This window comes from Hydrogenophaga sp. RAC07 (assembly GCF_001713375.1).
Lineage (GTDB): Bacteria > Pseudomonadota > Gammaproteobacteria > Burkholderiales > Burkholderiaceae_C > Hydrogenophaga.
Window position 1 is genome coordinate 621,322 of sequence record NZ_CP016449.1, and the last position, 15,476, is coordinate 636,797.

Sequence of the window (15,476 nt, forward strand, 5' to 3'; positions counted from 1 at the left end):
CGAAAAACCCGCCCCGACCGGTGGTGCCGGCGATGGGGCGGGTGGGGCACCGCGAAGTGCCCGGCCGAGAATATCAGGACTTGTTGGCTTTTTCGAAGCGTTCCAGCTGCTCGTTGCCGCGTTTCACGGCGGCGTCCAGGGCTTCCTTGGCCGTCTTCTTGCCAGCCCAGACCTGCTCCAGTTCTTCGTCGTTGATGGTGCGGATCTGCACGAAATTGCCCAGGCGGATGCCGCGTGACTTGTCGGTGGTCTTGCGGATCATCTGCGTGACCGACACGTCGGTGCCTGGGTTCTGCTTGTAGAAGCCGCTGGTGTCGGTCAGCTTGAACGACTCCAGGGTCACCGGCAGGTAACCGGTGCGCTGGTGGCTCTTGGCGGCTTCAGCCGGCTTGGACAGGTGGGCGAAGAACTGGGCCACGCCCTTGTACTCGTCCGCCTTCTTGCCCGACATCACCCACAGGCTCGCGCCACCAATCACCGTGTTCTGCGGTGCGCCGGCCACGTCAGGGTAGTAGGGCAGGGTGCCAATGCCGGAGGCGAACTTGCTGTTGCGCTTGATGTTGCCGTACAGCGCGGACGATCCGGTTGTCATGGCGCACTCGCCCGAGACGAAGGTGGCGTCTGCTGCATTGCCACGGCCTTTGTAGACGAAGAGGCCGGTCTTGGCCATGTTGGCCAGGTTCTCGATGTGGCGCACATGCAATGGCGTGTTGAAGGTCAGGCGGGCGTCGATGCCGCGCATGCCGTTGCCCTTGGTGGCGAACTCGGTGTTGTGCCAGGCCGAGAAGCTCTCCAGCTGCGTCCAGCTCACCCAGCTGGTGGTGAAGGGGCACTTGTGGCCTGCGGCCTTGAGCTTGCCGGCGGCCAGCGCCACTTCAGGCCAGGTCTTGGGTGGGTTCTCCGGGTCCATGCCCGCCGCCTTGAACGCGTCCTTGTTGTAGTGGAAAACGGGGGTGGAGCTGTTGAAGGGGAAGCTCAACATCTGGCCGTTGGGAGCCGTGTAGTAACCCGCCACCGCCGGCACATAGGCCGCCGGGTTGAACGCCACGCCGGCGTCCTGCATGACCTTGCCCACCGGCACGATGGCGCCCTTGCTGGCCATCATGGTGGCGGTGCCCACTTCAAACACCTGGAGGATGTGGGGCGCGTTGCCCGAGCGGAAGGCCGCAATGGCCGCGGTCATGGACTCGTCGTAGCTGCCCTTGAACGTTGGAACGATCTTGTATTGCGTCTGGCTGGCGTTGTAGTCCTTAGCCAGGTCGTTCACCCACTCACCCAGGGCGCCGCCCATGGAATGCCACCACTGGATCTCGGTTTGTGCGTGGGCCGGGCCGCTGATCAGGGCGGCCAGTGCCAGCGCGCCGGTCAGGGGGAGGAATCGCTTTTTCATGGTTGCTCCAAAAGTTTCTTGTGACGGGAAGGCGGTAGGGTATCGGCTTTGTGTGACGAAACGATTGCAACGGCGTTTCCTGTCGGTGACAACAGGGGATTCCATAAGGGGGATGTGTGAATGGGCCCTGCGGTACCATCTTGGGCTACCCACTGTCACGTTGGCGTCTGCCACACCCATGAACGCTCCCACACCGCTCTCGCTCTTCGCCGTGGACACCGACGAAGCACCGCGCCTGCGCGAGATCCCCTACAACTACACCTCTTTCTCCGACCGCGAAATCGTGCAGCGGCTGCTGGGCGAGCGGGCCTGGTCCTTGTTGAACGAGCTCCGCGGCGAACGCCGCACCGGCCGCTCGGCCCGCATGTTGTACGAGGTGCTGGGCGACATCTGGGTGGTGCAGCGCAACCCTTACTTGCAGGACGACCTGCTGGACACCCCGAAACGCCGCAAACAGCTGGTGGATGCCTTGCACCACCGCCTGGGCGAGGTGCAGAAGCGCCGCACGCCGCAAGACGACGCGGGGCGCGACGAGCTGGTGGCCGAGCTCCTGCAGGCCGCCAAGGGCGCGGTGGACGCGTTCTCGCACTCGTTTGAAGCCATGGCCGCGCTGCGCCAGCGCGCCACCAAGGCACTGCGCAAGCTCACTGCGCACGACAACATCAAGTTCGACGGTCTCTCGCGTGTGTCTCACGTGACCGACGCGACCGACTGGCGCGTGGAATACCCGTTTGTGGTGCTCACGCCCGACACCGAAACGGAGATGGCCTTGCTGGTCAAAGGCTGCTACGAGCTGGGCCTGACCATCATTCCGCGCGGAGGCGGCACCGGTTACACCGGCGGCGCGATCCCGCTGACCTGGAAGAGCGCGGTGATCAACACCGAAAAGCTCGAAGCCATGACCGAGGTGGAGTGGGTGAAGGCACCCGGCCACGACAAACCCCTGCCCACCATCTGGACCGAAGCCGGCGTGGTCACGCAGCGCGTGGCCGATGCGGCCGAGCGCGCGGGCCACGTGTTTGCGGTGGACCCGACCTCGGCCGAAGCCTCGTGCATCGGCGGCAACATCGCCATGAATGCCGGCGGCAAGAAAGCGGTGTTGTGGGGCACGGCACTGGACAACCTGCTGAGCTGGCGCATGGTCACGCCGCAAGCCCAGTGGCTCGAAGTCACCCGGCTGGACCACAACCTCGGCAAGATCCACGACGCCGATGTGGCCAGCTTTGAGCTGAAGTATTTCGAGGCCGACGGCAAGACGCCGGTTCGCACCGAGCAGCTCGTGATCCCCGGCAAGACCTTCCGCAAGGAAGGCCTGGGCAAGGACGTGACCGACAAGTTCCTGAGTGGCCTGCCCGGCATTCAAAAGGAAGGCTGCGACGGCCTGATCACCAGCGCGCGCTGGGTGGTGCACCGCATGCCGGAACACGTGCGCACCGTGTGCCTGGAGTTTTTCGGCAACCCGCGCGACTGCGTGCCTTCGATCGTCGAGATCAAGGACTTCATGTTCGCGGAACAGAAGCGATCCAGCGTGTTGCTCGCTGGCCTGGAGCACCTGGACGACCGGTACCTGAAGGCTGTGGGTTACGCCACCAAGAGCAAAAAGGGCAACGGCAGCCTGCCCAAGATGGTGCTCATTGGTGACATCGTGGGCGACGACGCCGACGATGTCGCGCGCGCCACCAGCGAGGTGATCCGCATCGCCAACTCGCGCAGCGGCGAAGGCTTTGTGGCCATCAGCGCCGAGGCGCGCAAGAAGTTCTGGCTTGACCGCAAGCGCACGGCGGCCATCAGCAAGCACACCAACGCCTTCAAGATCAACGAAGACGTGGTGATCCCGCTGCCGCGCATGGGCGAGTACACCGAGGGCATCGAGCGCATCAACATCGAGCTCTCGCTGCGCAACAAAATCAAGCTGGCCGATGCACTGGAGGCCTTTTTCGCCAAGGGCCAGTTGCCCCTGGGCAAAACCGACGACGCCAACGACATCCCCAGCGCCGAGCTGCTCGAAGACCGCGTGCAACAAGCCCTGGCGCTGGTGCGCGAAGTGCGCACGCTGTGGGCCGGCTGGTTGCGCGATGTAGAAACGCTGTTCCCGCAGCTGCAAGACCACCGCCTGCGCGCCAGCTGGAAAACCCAGCTGCGTGCGCCGCTGCAGCAGATCTTCACCGGCGCCGCTTTCGGCGCCGTGCTGGAAGAGTGCACTGCCATTCACAAACGTGTGCTCAAGGGCCGCGTCTGGGCCGCGCTGCACATGCACGCGGGCGACGGCAACGTGCACACCAACCTTCCGGTCAACAGCGACGACTACGAGATGCTGCAGACGGCACACGAAGCCGTGGCCCGCATCATGGTCCTGGCGCGCAGCCTGGACGGTGTGATCTCCGGCGAGCACGGCATCGGCATCACCAAGCTGGAGTTCCTCACCGACGAGGAGCTGCGCCCGTTCGCCGACTACAAAGCCAAGGTCGATCCCGAAGGGCGCTTCAACAAGGGCAAGCTGCTGCGCCAGGGTGTGGGCAACGACGCCCAGTTGCGCAGCGCCGATCTCTCCCACGCGTACACACCCAGCTTCGGCCTCATGGGGCACGAGTCGCTGATCATGCAGCAGAGCGACATCGGCGCCATTGCCGATTCGGTCAAGGACTGCCTGCGTTGCGGCAAGTGCAAACCGGTCTGCGCCACCCACGTGCCGCGCGCCAACCTGCTGTACAGCCCGCGCAACAAGATCCTCGCGACCTCGCTGCTGGTGGAGGCCTTCCTGTATGAAGAACAGACGCGCCGCGGCATCAGCATCAAGCACTGGGAAGAGTTTGAGGATGTGGCCGACCACTGCACGGTCTGCCACAAGTGCCTGAGCCCGTGCCCGGTCAAGATCGACTTCGGCGACGTGACCATGAACATGCGCAACCTGTTGCGCAAGATGGGTCAGAAAAGCTTCCGTCCGGGCAATGCCGTGGCCATGTTGTTCCTCAACGCCACCAACCCCGAAACCATCAAGTTCATGCGCGGCGCCATGGTGGGCGTGGGCTTCAAGGCCCAGCGCCTGGCCAACGACCTCTTCAAGCGGCTGGCGCGCAAGCAGACCAGCGCGCCGCCGGCCACGCTGGGGGCGGCTCCCATCAAGGAGCAGGTGATCCACTTCATCAACAAGAAGATGCCCGGGGGCTTGCCCAAGAAGACCGCGCGCGCCTTGCTGGACATTGAAGACAAGGACTACGTGCCCATCATCCGCAACCCGGTGGGCACCACCGCCGAGACCGAGGCGGTGTTCTATTTCCCTGGCTGCGGCTCCGAGCGCCTGTTCAGCCAGGTGGGCCTGGCCACGCAGGCCATGCTGTGGCATGCCGGCGTGCAGACCGTGTTGCCCCCGGGCTATCTCTGCTGCGGTTATCCGCAGCGAGGCAGTGGTCAGTTCGACAAGGCCGAGAAGATCATCACCGACAACCGCGTGCTGTTCCACCGCGTGGCCAACACGCTGAACTACCTCGACATCAAGACCGTGGTGGTGAGCTGCGGCACTTGCTACGACCAGCTCCAGGGCTACGAATTCGAGAAGATTTTCCCCGGCTGCCGCATCATCGACATCCACGAATACCTGCTCGAAAAGGGCATCACCTTGCCAGCCGGGCAGGGCGGCTACCTCTACCACGACCCCTGCCACAGCCCCATGAAGCTGCAGGAACCCATGAAGACGGTGAAGGCGCTGGTCGGCGACAACGTGCTGGAGAGCAAACGTTGCTGCGGTGAGTCGGGCACGCTGGGCGTGACCCGTCCCGACATCTCCACCCAGATCCGCTTCCGCAAGGAAGAAGAGTTGCTCAAGGGCGAAGCCGCCCTGCGCTCCGCCGGCACCGTGGGCGCCCAGGACAACGTGAAGATCCTCACCTCGTGCCCGAGCTGCCTGCAAGGCCTCACGCGCTATGGAGACGACCTCAACAACGGCTTGCTTGAAGCCGACTACATCGTGGTCGAGATGGCGCGCCAGATCCTCGGCGAAGACTGGCTGCCCACCTACGTGGCCAAAGCCAACGAAGGCGGCATCGAACGCGTGCTGGTCTGACCCCACAACACACAGAGAGAGACAAACCCATGGCCGGACTCGACAAGAACACCCCCTCGCCGCAATCCATCACGCTGCACCAGCAGTCGCGCGTGCTGGAGATCGGCTTTTCCGACGGCCAGGAATTCAAGATTCCTTTCGAACTGATGCGCGTGTACTCGCCCTCGGCCGAAGTGCAAGGCCACGGCCCGGGCCAGGAAGTGCTGCAGACCGGCAAGCGCGACGTCGGCATCGTGGCGCTGGAGCCGGTGGGCAACTACGCGGTGCAGCCCACGTTTTCGGACGGCCACAGCTCGGGCATCTTCTCCTGGGACCTGCTGTATTTCCTCGGCTCCAAGCAAGCCGATCTGTGGGCTGACTACACCGCGCGGCTGGCCGCTGCCGGCATGGAGCGCGACGCGCCCATGATCGAAAAGGGCGGCCACGCCTGCGGCAGCCACTGAAGGCACGGTCATGGCAGACACCCATTTCGGTTTCAAGACGGTCGACGAGCGCGAGAAGGCCTCTCGCGTGCGCAGCGTGTTCGACTCGGTCGCGCCCAAGTACGACGTGATGAACGACCTGATGTCGGCCGGTCTGCACCGCCTCTGGAAGCGATACACGCTCACCGTGGCCAACCCGCAGCCGGGCCAGCAGGTGCTCGACATCGCGGGAGGCACGGGCGATTTGTCGCTGGCCTTCGCGAAGAAGGTGGGCCCTTCAGGTCGTGTGTTTCATACCGATATCAATGAGGCCATGCTGCGCGAAGGCCGCACCCGCCTGCTCGACATGGGCGTGGTGCTCCCGACCCTGGTGTGCGACGCCGAAAAATTGCCGTTTGCCAGCGATTCGTTCGATGTCGTGTCGGTGGCCTTTGGGTTGCGCAACATGACGAACAAGGAAGGCGCACTGACCGAGATGCACCGCACGCTCAAACCGGGGGGCAAGTTGCTGGTGCTGGAGTTTTCCCGGGTGGCGAAGCCGTTCGAAAAAGCTTATGACTGGTACTCGTTCAACGTGCTGCCCAAGCTGGGCAAGCTGGTGGCCAACGACGAGGACAGTTACCGCTACCTCGCCGAGTCCATCCGCATGCACCCTGGGCAGGAGGCGTTGCGTCAGATGATGCGCGGCGTGGGCTTTGGCCACGTGGATGTGCACAACCTCAGCGCCGGGGTGGTGGCGCTGCACGTGGGCATCAAGTGCTGAGCAGATGTCGGATTTTTGACTGAAGGAGACGGGGACATGAACAAGCTGTGGTCGGTGGTGTTGGTCTGCGCGATGGCGCTGGGCTCACAGGATGTCTGGGCCAAGCGCCTGGGTGGCGGCCTGTCGATCGGCAAGCAGTCGGGCAATGTGACGCAGCGCAGCACCGCGCCCACGCAGCAGGCGTCGCCCCAGGCGCCCGCGCAGAATGCCGCAGCCCGTCCTGCCACCGCGGCTCCGGCGGCTGCTGCGGCGCCCAAGCGCCCGTGGGGCGCCATGCTGGGCGGTCTGGCCGCGGGCCTGGGCCTGGCGTGGCTGGCGTCGGCCCTGGGTTTTGGCGAAGGCTTTGCGCAGTTCCTGATGTTCGCCTTGCTGGCTGCCGTCGCCATGGCCGTGATCGGCATGCTGATGCGCCGCCGCGCAGCGTCCAGCGGCGTGGGCAACATGGCCTACCAGAGCGCCGGCGGTCCGCTCACCCAGTCGGGCAACTCCCAGTTCGACCCGGCCACGCCGCGCAGCTACTCGCCGCAGAACGTGGGCAACGATGCGTCGGCCCGACCGTGGGAACGCAGCGGCCCGGCCTCGCTCGACACCGCCCATGCCCCCGCTGCCGGTGGTTCGCTGATCGGCTCCGCCTTGGGTGGCGGTCAGAGCTGGGGCGTGCCGGCCGGCTTTGATGTCGAGGGTTTCCTCAAGGCCTCCAAGGTCAATTTCGTGAGCCTGCAGGACGCCTGGGACCGCTCGGACATTCCGAGCCTGCGCGCCATGATGACCGACGGCATGCTGGAGCAGATCCGCAGCCAGCTGGCCGAACGCGAAGCCACCAGCGGTGTCAGCGTCAACAAGACCGACGTCGTCATGCTCGACGCCCAGTTGCTCGGCATCGAGGAGCTGGACGATGCCTACATGGCCAGCGTGGAGTTTTCGGGAATGATCCGGGAAGACGTGTCCTCCGGCCCGAACCCTTTCCGCGAAGTCTGGAACATCACGCGTCCCAAAACCGGTTCGGGCGGCTGGTTGGTGGCAGGCGTGCAGGCCCTGCAGTAAGCACCTCGGCCGGGCGCAAGGCCCGGTGCCGTCGGGGCAATGGCCGAAGGCGCCGCCCGCCGGGTTTTATCCGTCAAAATCGGGTGGTCATGAAAAATGAACCACCCGTTTCTCCATCTGGCCCCGGCACGTCCGGCGCTTCACCCCTGAACTTTCTGCAGTCCCTGCTGGGCTCGATCCGCCCGCCCGACTGGGTGGTGGACGAGTTGCAAAACCGCCTGGTGCTGTTCCTCAACCACGTGTTGATGCAGGAGCCTGCGGCGCAAGACCGCCTGAAGCGCCAGAAAGGCAAGCCGGTTCGCATCCAGTGGGGCGATTTCAACCTCACGCTCGCGCCCACCGCGGCCGGTCTGCTCGAGCGTTGTGAGCCTGGCGTCCAGCCCGAGCTGAGCGTCACACTCACCCAGACCTCGCCGCTGGAACTCGCGCAAAGCGTGCTGGCTGGGCAGAAGCCGGGCGTGGACATCCAGGGTGACGTGCAACTCGCGGCCGAGGTGGCCTGGCTGGTGGACAACGTGCGCTGGGACGTGGAGGAAGACCTGTCCCGCGTGGTGGGTGATGCCACCGCCCACACCATCGCGCGTTTCGCGCGCTCCGCGTCAACGGCCATCAAATCGTTTGTGGACCGCATGCCCGGCGGGTTTCCGCCCCGGCCGCCCTTTGCATCTGCGCCCACGTCCGAAGCCGGCGTGCCGCCGCGCGACGGCGGACCGAGCGCATGACGCGGCTCTTTCGCGGCGCCTTCATCGTCTGGGTGGTGTTGCGCTACGGGCTGGACGAGCTGGTGCTCTCCAGCTTCCGCGGTCGTGGCATCCGCCTGCTCACGCGCATCGTTTCCGTCGGACGCAACCTCGATGAGCCTCGGGGCGAGCGGCTGCGCGAGGCGCTGGAGCGCCTGGGGCCCATCTTCGTGAAGTTCGGCCAGGTGCTCTCCACCCGGCGCGACCTGCTGCCCCCCGACATCGCCGACGAACTCGCCCGCCTGCAGGACCGCGTTCCGCCGTTTCCCAGCGAGGTCGCAGTGGCCAGCATCGAGCGCGCGTTCGGCAAGCCGCTGAGCGAGGTGTTCAGCCACTTCGAGCAGGTGCCGGTGGCCAGCGCTTCCATCGCCCAGGTGCACTTCGCGACCTTGCGCGATGGCCGCCACGGCGGGCGCGAGGTGGCGGTCAAGGTGCTGCGACCCAACATGGCGGCCGTGATCGACAAGGACCTCAGCCTCATGCGCATGATGGCGGGCTGGGTCGAGCGGCTCTCGGCCGACGGCAAACGCCTCAAGCCGCGCGAGGTGGTGGGCGAGTTCGACAAGTACCTGCACGACGAGCTCGACCTGTTGCGCGAAGCCTCGAACGCAGCACAACTGCGCCGCAACATGCAGGGACTGGACCTGGTGCTGATCCCCGAAATGCTCTGGGACTACTGCCACACCGAGGTGATGGTGATGGAGCGGATGTACGGTCTGCCGATCAACCGCGTGGAAGAGCTGCGCAAACTCGGCGTGGACATTCCGAAACTGGCTCGCGACGGGGTGACGCTGTTCTTCACCCAGGTGTTCCGCGATGGCTTTTTCCACGCCGACATGCACCCGGGCAACATCCAGGTGAGCACGGCACCCGCCACCTTCGGGCGCTACATCTCGCTCGATTTCGGCATCGTCGGCACGCTCACCGAGTTCGACAAGGAATACCTCGCGCAGAACTTCACCGCGTTTTTCCGCCGCGACTACAAGCGCGTGGCCGAGCTGCACATCGAGTCGGGCTGGGTGCCCGCCGGCACGCGTGTGGACGAGCTCGAATCCGCGATACGCGCGGTGTGTGAACCGTATTTCGACCGTCCGCTGAAGGAAATCTCGCTGGGCATGGTGCTCATGCGCCTGTTCCAGACCTCGCGCCGTTTTCAGGTCGAGATCCAGCCGCAGCTGGTGCTGCTGCAGAAAACCTTGCTCAACATCGAAGGTCTGGGGCGCGACCTGGATCCCGAGCTGGACCTGTGGAACACCGCCAAGCCTTTCCTCGAGACCTGGATGGTCGAGCAGGTCGGACCGCAGAAGCTGCTGCAGCAGCTCAAGGCCGAGGCGCCGCAATATGCCAAGTTGTTGCCTGCCTTGCCCCGCCTGCTCAACGACTACCTGCAGCACAAGCCACACGAGCTGCGGCGCGAACTCGACAGTCTGCTGGCCGAACAGCGGCGCACCAACCGCCTCTTGCAGGCCATCGTGTACGGCGGTTTGGGCTTCCTGCTCGGGCTGGTCGTGATGCAGGTGCTGGTGCGCGTGCGCCTGTGGTGACCCTGCGCCGTTGAGGCGTCGGGGCCGCCGCCCGGCGGGCGGCGCGACAATCCCCCTCAATTTATAATGACGGGTTTTGTTCCACTTCCCGCGAGGGAACACGGCGCGCCCGTCGGGCGGCTGCCCCGGCGGGACGTCCCCCTCTTCATCAGGTTCACGCCATGCCCATCTATGCCTACAAGTGCGAGTCCTGCGGTCATGCCAAGGACGTGCTGCAGAAAATGTCCGACGACCCGCTCACCGTCTGCCCGTCGTGCGGGCAGGCCAGCTTCAAGAAACAGCTGACCGCCGCCGGCTTCCAGCTCAAGGGCTCGGGCTGGTACGTCACCGATTTCCGCGAGGGCAGCAAGCCCGCCGCCACGCCGGCTTCCGATGGCGCGCCCACCGCAGCCACTCCGGCCAAGCCGGCAGGTGATGCCGCCGCCGCACCGGCGCCCGCGCCAGCCGCGTCCCCCGCGGCCGCGCCTGCAAGCGCCACCCCGACCACGCCGTCGGGTTCCTGAGCCGAGCCTCATGCCGTCTTTGCGCAAATGGTTGTTCTCGGGCCTGCTGGTGCTGGTGCCCCTGATCATCACGCTCTGGGTGCTGGAGTGGGTGGTCAGCACGCTCGACCAGACCCTGCGCATCCTGCCCACCAGCTGGCAGCCCGACCAGCTGCTCGGCATGCACATTCCCGGCCTGGGCGTGGTGTTTGCACTGGTGGTGGTGCTCTCCATCGGGGCGCTGGCGTCCAACATCATCGGCAACAAGCTGGTGAGCTGGTGGCACGCGCTGCTGCACCGCATACCCGTGGTGCGCTCGATCTACTCGGGCGTGAAGCAGGTGTCGGACACGCTGTTTTCCGAGAAGGGCAACGCGTTTCGCAAGGCGCTGTTGATCGAGTGGCCGCACGAAGACATGTGGACCATCGGTTTTCTCACCGGCTCACCAGCAGGTGATGTGTTGCTTCAGCTCCAGGCCCAGCCGGGGCGCTCGGGTGAGCTCGACGAGTTCCACAGCGTCTACGTGCCCACCACGCCCAACCCCACCGGCGGTTACTTCGTGATGGTGCGCAAGAGCGCCTGCGTGGAGCTGCAGATGAGCGTGGACGAAGCGCTGACCTACATCGTGTCGATGGGCGTGATTGTGCCCGGCGGCCCCAAGAACCCGCATCTCAAGGTGGGCGCCGATGGCGCCATCCAGAAGACCCCCTGATGTTCCCCCGCGGGCCCGGCCCGCGAACCTGTTGAAAGAAAAAGCGAAATGGCGATGCGTACCCACTACTGCGGTCTGGTAACCGAGGCCCAAATGGGCGAAACCGTGAAGCTCTGCGGCTGGGTCAACCGCCGTCGCGACCACGGTGGCGTGATCTTCATCGACCTGCGCGACCGCGAAGGTTATGTGCAGGTCGTCTGCGATCCCGACCGCGCCGAGATGTTCGGCACCGCCGAAGACGTGCGCAACGAGTTCTGCGTGCAGGTCACCGGCCTGGTGCGCGCGCGCCCCGCCGGCACCACCAACGACAAGCTGAAAAGCGGCCAGATCGAGGTGCTGTGCCACGAACTGAAGGTGCTCAACCCCTCGGTCACGCCACCCTTCCAGCTCGACGACGACAACCTGTCGGAGACCACGCGCCTCACGCACCGCGTGCTGGACCTGCGCCGCCCCTACATGCAGAACAACCTGATGCTGCGCTACCGCGTGGCGATGGAAGTGCGCAAGTTTCTGGACGCCAACGGCTTCATCGACATCGAAACGCCCATGCTCACCAAGAGCACGCCCGAAGGCGCGCGCGACTACCTTGTGCCCAGCCGTGTGCACGATGGTCACTTCTTCGCGCTGCCGCAGTCGCCACAGCTGTTCAAGCAGCTGCTGATGGTGGCCGGCTTCGACCGCTACTACCAGATCACCAAGTGCTTCCGCGACGAAGACCTGCGCGCCGACCGCCAGCCCGAGTTCACCCAGATCGATATCGAGACCTCGTTCCTGACCGAGGAAGACATCCGCGACATGTTCCAGGGCATGATCAAGACGGTGTTCCAGAACACGCTGGGCGTGGACCTCGGCGAGTTTCCGGTGATGGCCTACAGCGAAGCCATGCACCGCTTCGGCTCCGACAAGCCCGACCTGCGCGTCTCGCTCGAGTTCACCGAACTCACCGACGTGATGGGCGATGTGGACTTCAAGGTGTTCTCGGCGCCCGCCACCATGAAAGGTGGCCGTGTCGTTGCCCTGTGCGTGCGCGGAGGCGCCGACATGAGCCGCAGCGAGATCGACGCCTACACCGAGTTCGTCAAGATCTACGGCGCCAAGGGCCTGGCCTGGATCAAGGTCAACGACGCTTCCAAGGGCCGCGACGGCCTGCAGAGCCCGATCGTCAAAAACCTGCACGACAAGGCTGTTGCAGACATCCTCTCGCGCACCAAGGCGCAGAACGGCGACATCATCTTCTTCGGCGCCGACAAGGCCAAGGTCGTCAACGACGCCATCGGCGCGCTGCGCCTGAAGATCGGTCACAGCGAGCTGGGCAAGAAAAACGGCCTGTTCGAAAGCCGCTGGGCCCCGATGTGGGTGGTGGATTTCCCGATGTTCGAACACGACGAGGAAGCCGACCGCTGGACCGCCGTGCACCACCCCTTCACCGCACCCAAAGACGGCCACGAGGACTGGATGGTCACCGCGCCCGAGAAGTGCATCGCCAAGGGCTACGACATGGTGCTCAACGGCTGGGAAATCGGTGGCGGTTCGGTGCGTATCCACACCGCTGCCGTGCAGCAGAAGGTGTTCGACGCGCTCAAGATCACGCCCGAGGAGGCCCAGGTCAAGTTCGGCTTCCTGCTCGACGCGTTGCAGTACGGTGCGCCGCCCCACGGCGGACTGGCCTTCGGCCTGGACCGCATCGTCACGCTCATGACCGGTGCCGAATCCATCCGCGACGTGATCGCCTTCCCCAAGACCCAGCGCGCCCAGTGCCTGCTGACCCAGGCGCCCAGCCTGGTGGACGAGAAGCAGCTGCGCGAACTGCACATCCGCCTGCGCAACACGGACCTGGCCAAAACCGCATGAGCCTGTTGGGCCTGGCGAAAAGGGCGGCACATGCCGCCCTTTTTTTGTTGGTCTTCCGAAGGTTCCGCACCGGGAAGGTGCGGTAACGAAACGTACGGCCAGATACGGGTGAGGGTTTGTTAGGATGGCTTTTTTGAAAGGAGCCTTCCCATGAGCAAGAACGCCCAAGACACCCTGGCCAACAAGGAGAAACTGGTGGCCGATCTGCAGCGCGTCATCGCCGACGCGGAAGAGCTGATGGTGGCCACCGCCCACCAGACCGAAGGCAAGGTGGTGGAGCTTCGCGAGCGCATCAATGAAAACCTGCGACTGGCCCGCCACAAACTGCTGGACGCCGAAGACGCGATCAAGGAAAAAACCCGCGAGATGGCGCGCGCCACCGACGACTATGTGCACGAGCATCCCTGGCGCGCCGTGGGCACCGCCGCCGGCATTGGCCTGGTGATCGGGCTGCTCATCAGCCGGCGTTGAACGGTCGCGGCATGTCTGCGCCACCGACCCGCCTGTCGGCCTCGCTCAAGGGATTGACCGGCACCGTGCTCGAGCTGCTCCAGCTACGGCTGGAGTTGCTCAGCGTGGAAGCCCAGGAAGAAATCCTGCGTGTGGGCGGCCTGCTGATCTATGGCGCCGTGGCGGTGGCCTTTGTCAGCCTGGGGCTGTGCTTTCTGGCCATGCTGATCACGGTGGCGCTGTGGGACAGCCACCGCCTGCTGCCCCTGGCGGTGTTCGCCGGCTTGTTCATCGCCCTCGGGGGGGTGGCGGCGTGGCTGGCGCGTGAGCGCCTGCGCAGCGGTACCCGGCTGTTTTCGGCCACGGTGGAAGAACTCAAGCAGGACCGCGAGGAGCTGCGGTCGTGAGCGTTGCCGAGCCCGACCGCGCCGAGCAACTCGCTCGACGGCGCCAGTTGCTGGTGCAGCGTTCCGGCCAGTTGCGCGGCCAGTTGGTGGACCAGTTGCAGGTGTTGCAGCCCGCCTGGAGGTGGGCCGACCGGTTGCAGGACGCCTGGCTCTGGATCCGCGCCAATCCGTTGGCGGTGGCCGGCAGCGTTCTGGCTGTGCTCGTGTGGCGGCCGCGCCGCTCGCTCGGCCTGGCCCTGCGGGCATGGTCGGCCTGGAAGCTGTTGCAGCGCGCCCGGGCGGCAGGCCATTCGGCTCGCCTCTTCTGACCCGGTCTCCCATGCCACCGAAGATTCCGCAGTCGGTGCTGGTCGTGATCCACACCCCGGCGCTGGATGTGCTGCTGATCGAACGCGCCGATGCGCCGGGTTTCTGGCAGTCGGTGACCGGCTCGAAGGACTCGCCCGACGAGCCCTTCGAGCGGACGGCCGCGCGCGAGGTGGCGGAAGAAACCGGGCTTGATGTGCGGGCGCCCGGCCATGCGCTGACCGACTGGGCGCTGGAGAACGTGTACGAGATCTACCCGCAGTGGCGCCACCGCTATGCCGAGGCCGTGACCCACAACACCGAGCACCTGTTCGGCCTGTGCATTCCCCGGGCTGTGCCGGTGGTTCTCAGCCCGCGCGAGCACCGCGATCAGGTGTGGCTGCCCTGGACGGAAGCGATCGAGCGCTGCTTCTCGCCGTCGAATGCCGAGGCGATCTCGTGGCTGCCCAGAATGGTCACAAGTTTGAAGTGATTGACGCATGGCGCGTGTGGGGTTGGTGGCATGATTTGCCCCATGAGCATTCTTCGCGTCGCCACTTACAACATCCACAAAGGCGTACAAGGCCTGGGTCCCGGGAGGCGGTTGGAGATCCACAACCTGGCGCACGCGGTCGAGCAGTTCGATGCCGACATCGTGTGTCTTCAAGAGGTGCGGCAACACAACCGCAAGCTGGAGAAACAATTCACCCGCTGGCCCGACCTGGACCAGGCCAGTTACCTCACACCCGACGGCTACGAGGCGGTGTACCGCACCAACGCCACCACGCGCCACGGCGAACACGGCAACGCACTGTTGTCCCGTTGGCCGGTGATCGGCACCCAGCACTCCGACGTGTCCGACCACCGCTTCGAGCAGCGCGGGCTGTTGCATGTGCACCTGTTGATCGACGGCATCGAGGTGCACGTGGTCGTGGTACATCTGGGGCTGATCCACGCCAGCCGTACCCGCCAGGTGCAGCGCCTGGGCGAGTACGTCGCCACCGGCGTGCCCGAAACCGCGCCGCTGATCGTGGCGGGTGATTTCAACGACTGGGGCGCGCAGCTGCTCAAACCCATGGCCGACCTCGGCCTGCGCACCTTTGAAGGCATCCGCCTGCCCACCTATCCTTCCCGCCTGCCGCTGCTGCACCTGGACCGCATCTTCGTGCGCGGGCTGCGGCCCGTGTCGGCGCAGGTGCCTCACGGCCGCGCGTGGGCGCGCATGTCCGATCACCTGCCGCTGATCGCCGAGCTGGAGCTGTGAAAGCGAGAACCCGGACTTCACGCCGTTCGCGCGCCGTGCGCGGTGTTTTGCGAGGGGGCCAC

General features: G+C 65.3%; 15 protein-coding genes. 14 read left to right on the forward strand and 1 reads right to left on the reverse strand.

The annotated features are described in order from the left end of the window. Positions 1-73: 73 nt before the first annotated feature. Complete coding sequence (gene ugpB, locus BSY239_RS02920; protein WP_069045519.1) at positions 74-1,390, reverse strand: sn-glycerol-3-phosphate ABC transporter substrate-binding protein UgpB; 1,317 nt, start codon at positions 1,388-1,390, stop codon at positions 74-76. 178 nt (positions 1,391-1,568) lie between these two features. On the opposite strand from ugpB, the gene BSY239_RS02925 reads away from it, so the two are divergent. The 14 genes from BSY239_RS02925 to BSY239_RS02990 all read left to right on the forward strand — a co-directional run bounded on the left by BSY239_RS02925 (position 1,569) and on the right by BSY239_RS02990 (position 15,414). Further along, positions 1,569-5,450, forward strand: a complete 3,882-nt coding sequence (locus tag BSY239_RS02925) for a DUF3683 domain-containing protein (RefSeq protein WP_069045520.1) — start codon at positions 1,569-1,571, stop codon at positions 5,448-5,450. A gap of 29 nt (positions 5,451-5,479) precedes the next feature. After that, positions 5,480-5,893 carry a gamma-butyrobetaine hydroxylase-like domain-containing protein gene (locus BSY239_RS02930; RefSeq protein ID WP_069045521.1) on the forward strand — a complete coding sequence of 138 codons (414 nt, stop codon included), beginning with the start codon at positions 5,480-5,482 and terminating at the stop codon, positions 5,891-5,893. Between the two features lie 10 nt (positions 5,894-5,903). Next, the gene (gene ubiE / locus BSY239_RS02935) at positions 5,904-6,635 is read left to right on the forward strand and encodes a bifunctional demethylmenaquinone methyltransferase/2-methoxy-6-polyprenyl-1,4-benzoquinol methylase UbiE (RefSeq protein WP_069045522.1); all 732 of its coding nucleotides are present in this window, start codon (positions 5,904-5,906) and stop codon (positions 6,633-6,635) included. A gap of 36 nt (positions 6,636-6,671) precedes the next feature. Next, positions 6,672-7,679, forward strand: coding sequence for a Tim44 domain-containing protein (locus BSY239_RS02940; protein ID WP_069045523.1), 1,008 nt, complete (start codon positions 6,672-6,674; stop codon positions 7,677-7,679). A gap of 89 nt (positions 7,680-7,768) precedes the next feature. Beyond that, positions 7,769-8,401: a ubiquinone biosynthesis accessory factor UbiJ gene (locus BSY239_RS02945; RefSeq protein ID WP_069045524.1), complete on the forward strand. Its 633-nt coding sequence runs from the start codon at positions 7,769-7,771 to the stop codon at positions 8,399-8,401. Further along, complete coding sequence (ubiB, locus tag BSY239_RS02950) at positions 8,398-9,963, forward strand: ubiquinone biosynthesis regulatory protein kinase UbiB (protein WP_069045525.1); 1,566 nt, start codon at positions 8,398-8,400, stop codon at positions 9,961-9,963. The genes BSY239_RS02945 and ubiB overlap by 4 nt, the downstream gene beginning before the upstream one ends. A 161-nt stretch (positions 9,964-10,124) precedes the next feature. Next, complete coding sequence (locus BSY239_RS02955; protein ID WP_069045526.1) at positions 10,125-10,466, forward strand: FmdB family zinc ribbon protein; 342 nt, start codon at positions 10,125-10,127, stop codon at positions 10,464-10,466. A 10-nt stretch (positions 10,467-10,476) separates the two neighbouring features. Continuing rightward, complete coding sequence (locus tag BSY239_RS02960; RefSeq protein ID WP_069045527.1) at positions 10,477-11,157, forward strand: DUF502 domain-containing protein; 681 nt, start codon at positions 10,477-10,479, stop codon at positions 11,155-11,157. A 48-nt stretch (positions 11,158-11,205) separates the two neighbouring features. After that, positions 11,206-13,008 (forward strand): aspartate--tRNA ligase, encoded by a 1,803-nt coding sequence (aspS, locus tag BSY239_RS02965; RefSeq protein ID WP_069045528.1) that lies wholly within the window; start codon positions 11,206-11,208, stop codon positions 13,006-13,008. A 150-nt stretch (positions 13,009-13,158) separates the two neighbouring features. Continuing rightward, the gene (locus tag BSY239_RS02970; RefSeq protein WP_056273030.1) at positions 13,159-13,479 is read left to right on the forward strand and encodes a DUF883 family protein; all 321 of its coding nucleotides are present in this window, start codon (positions 13,159-13,161) and stop codon (positions 13,477-13,479) included. Positions 13,480-13,490: 11 nt separating this feature from the next. Continuing rightward, positions 13,491-13,865: a phage holin family protein gene (locus tag BSY239_RS02975; protein ID WP_069045529.1), complete on the forward strand. Its 375-nt coding sequence runs from the start codon at positions 13,491-13,493 to the stop codon at positions 13,863-13,865. After that, positions 13,862-14,173, forward strand: coding sequence for a YqjK family protein (locus tag BSY239_RS02980; RefSeq protein ID WP_069045530.1), 312 nt, complete (start codon positions 13,862-13,864; stop codon positions 14,171-14,173). The genes BSY239_RS02975 and BSY239_RS02980 overlap by 4 nt, the downstream gene beginning before the upstream one ends. Before the next feature lie 11 nt (positions 14,174-14,184). Further along, on the forward strand, positions 14,185-14,643 hold the full coding sequence (nudB, locus tag BSY239_RS02985) for a dihydroneopterin triphosphate diphosphatase (RefSeq protein ID WP_069045531.1): 459 nt from the start codon (positions 14,185-14,187) through the stop codon (positions 14,641-14,643). Positions 14,644-14,685: 42 nt separating this feature from the next. Continuing rightward, positions 14,686-15,414: an endonuclease/exonuclease/phosphatase family protein gene (locus tag BSY239_RS02990; RefSeq protein ID WP_172823063.1), complete on the forward strand. Its 729-nt coding sequence runs from the start codon at positions 14,686-14,688 to the stop codon at positions 15,412-15,414. Positions 15,415-15,476 lie beyond the last annotated feature (62 nt).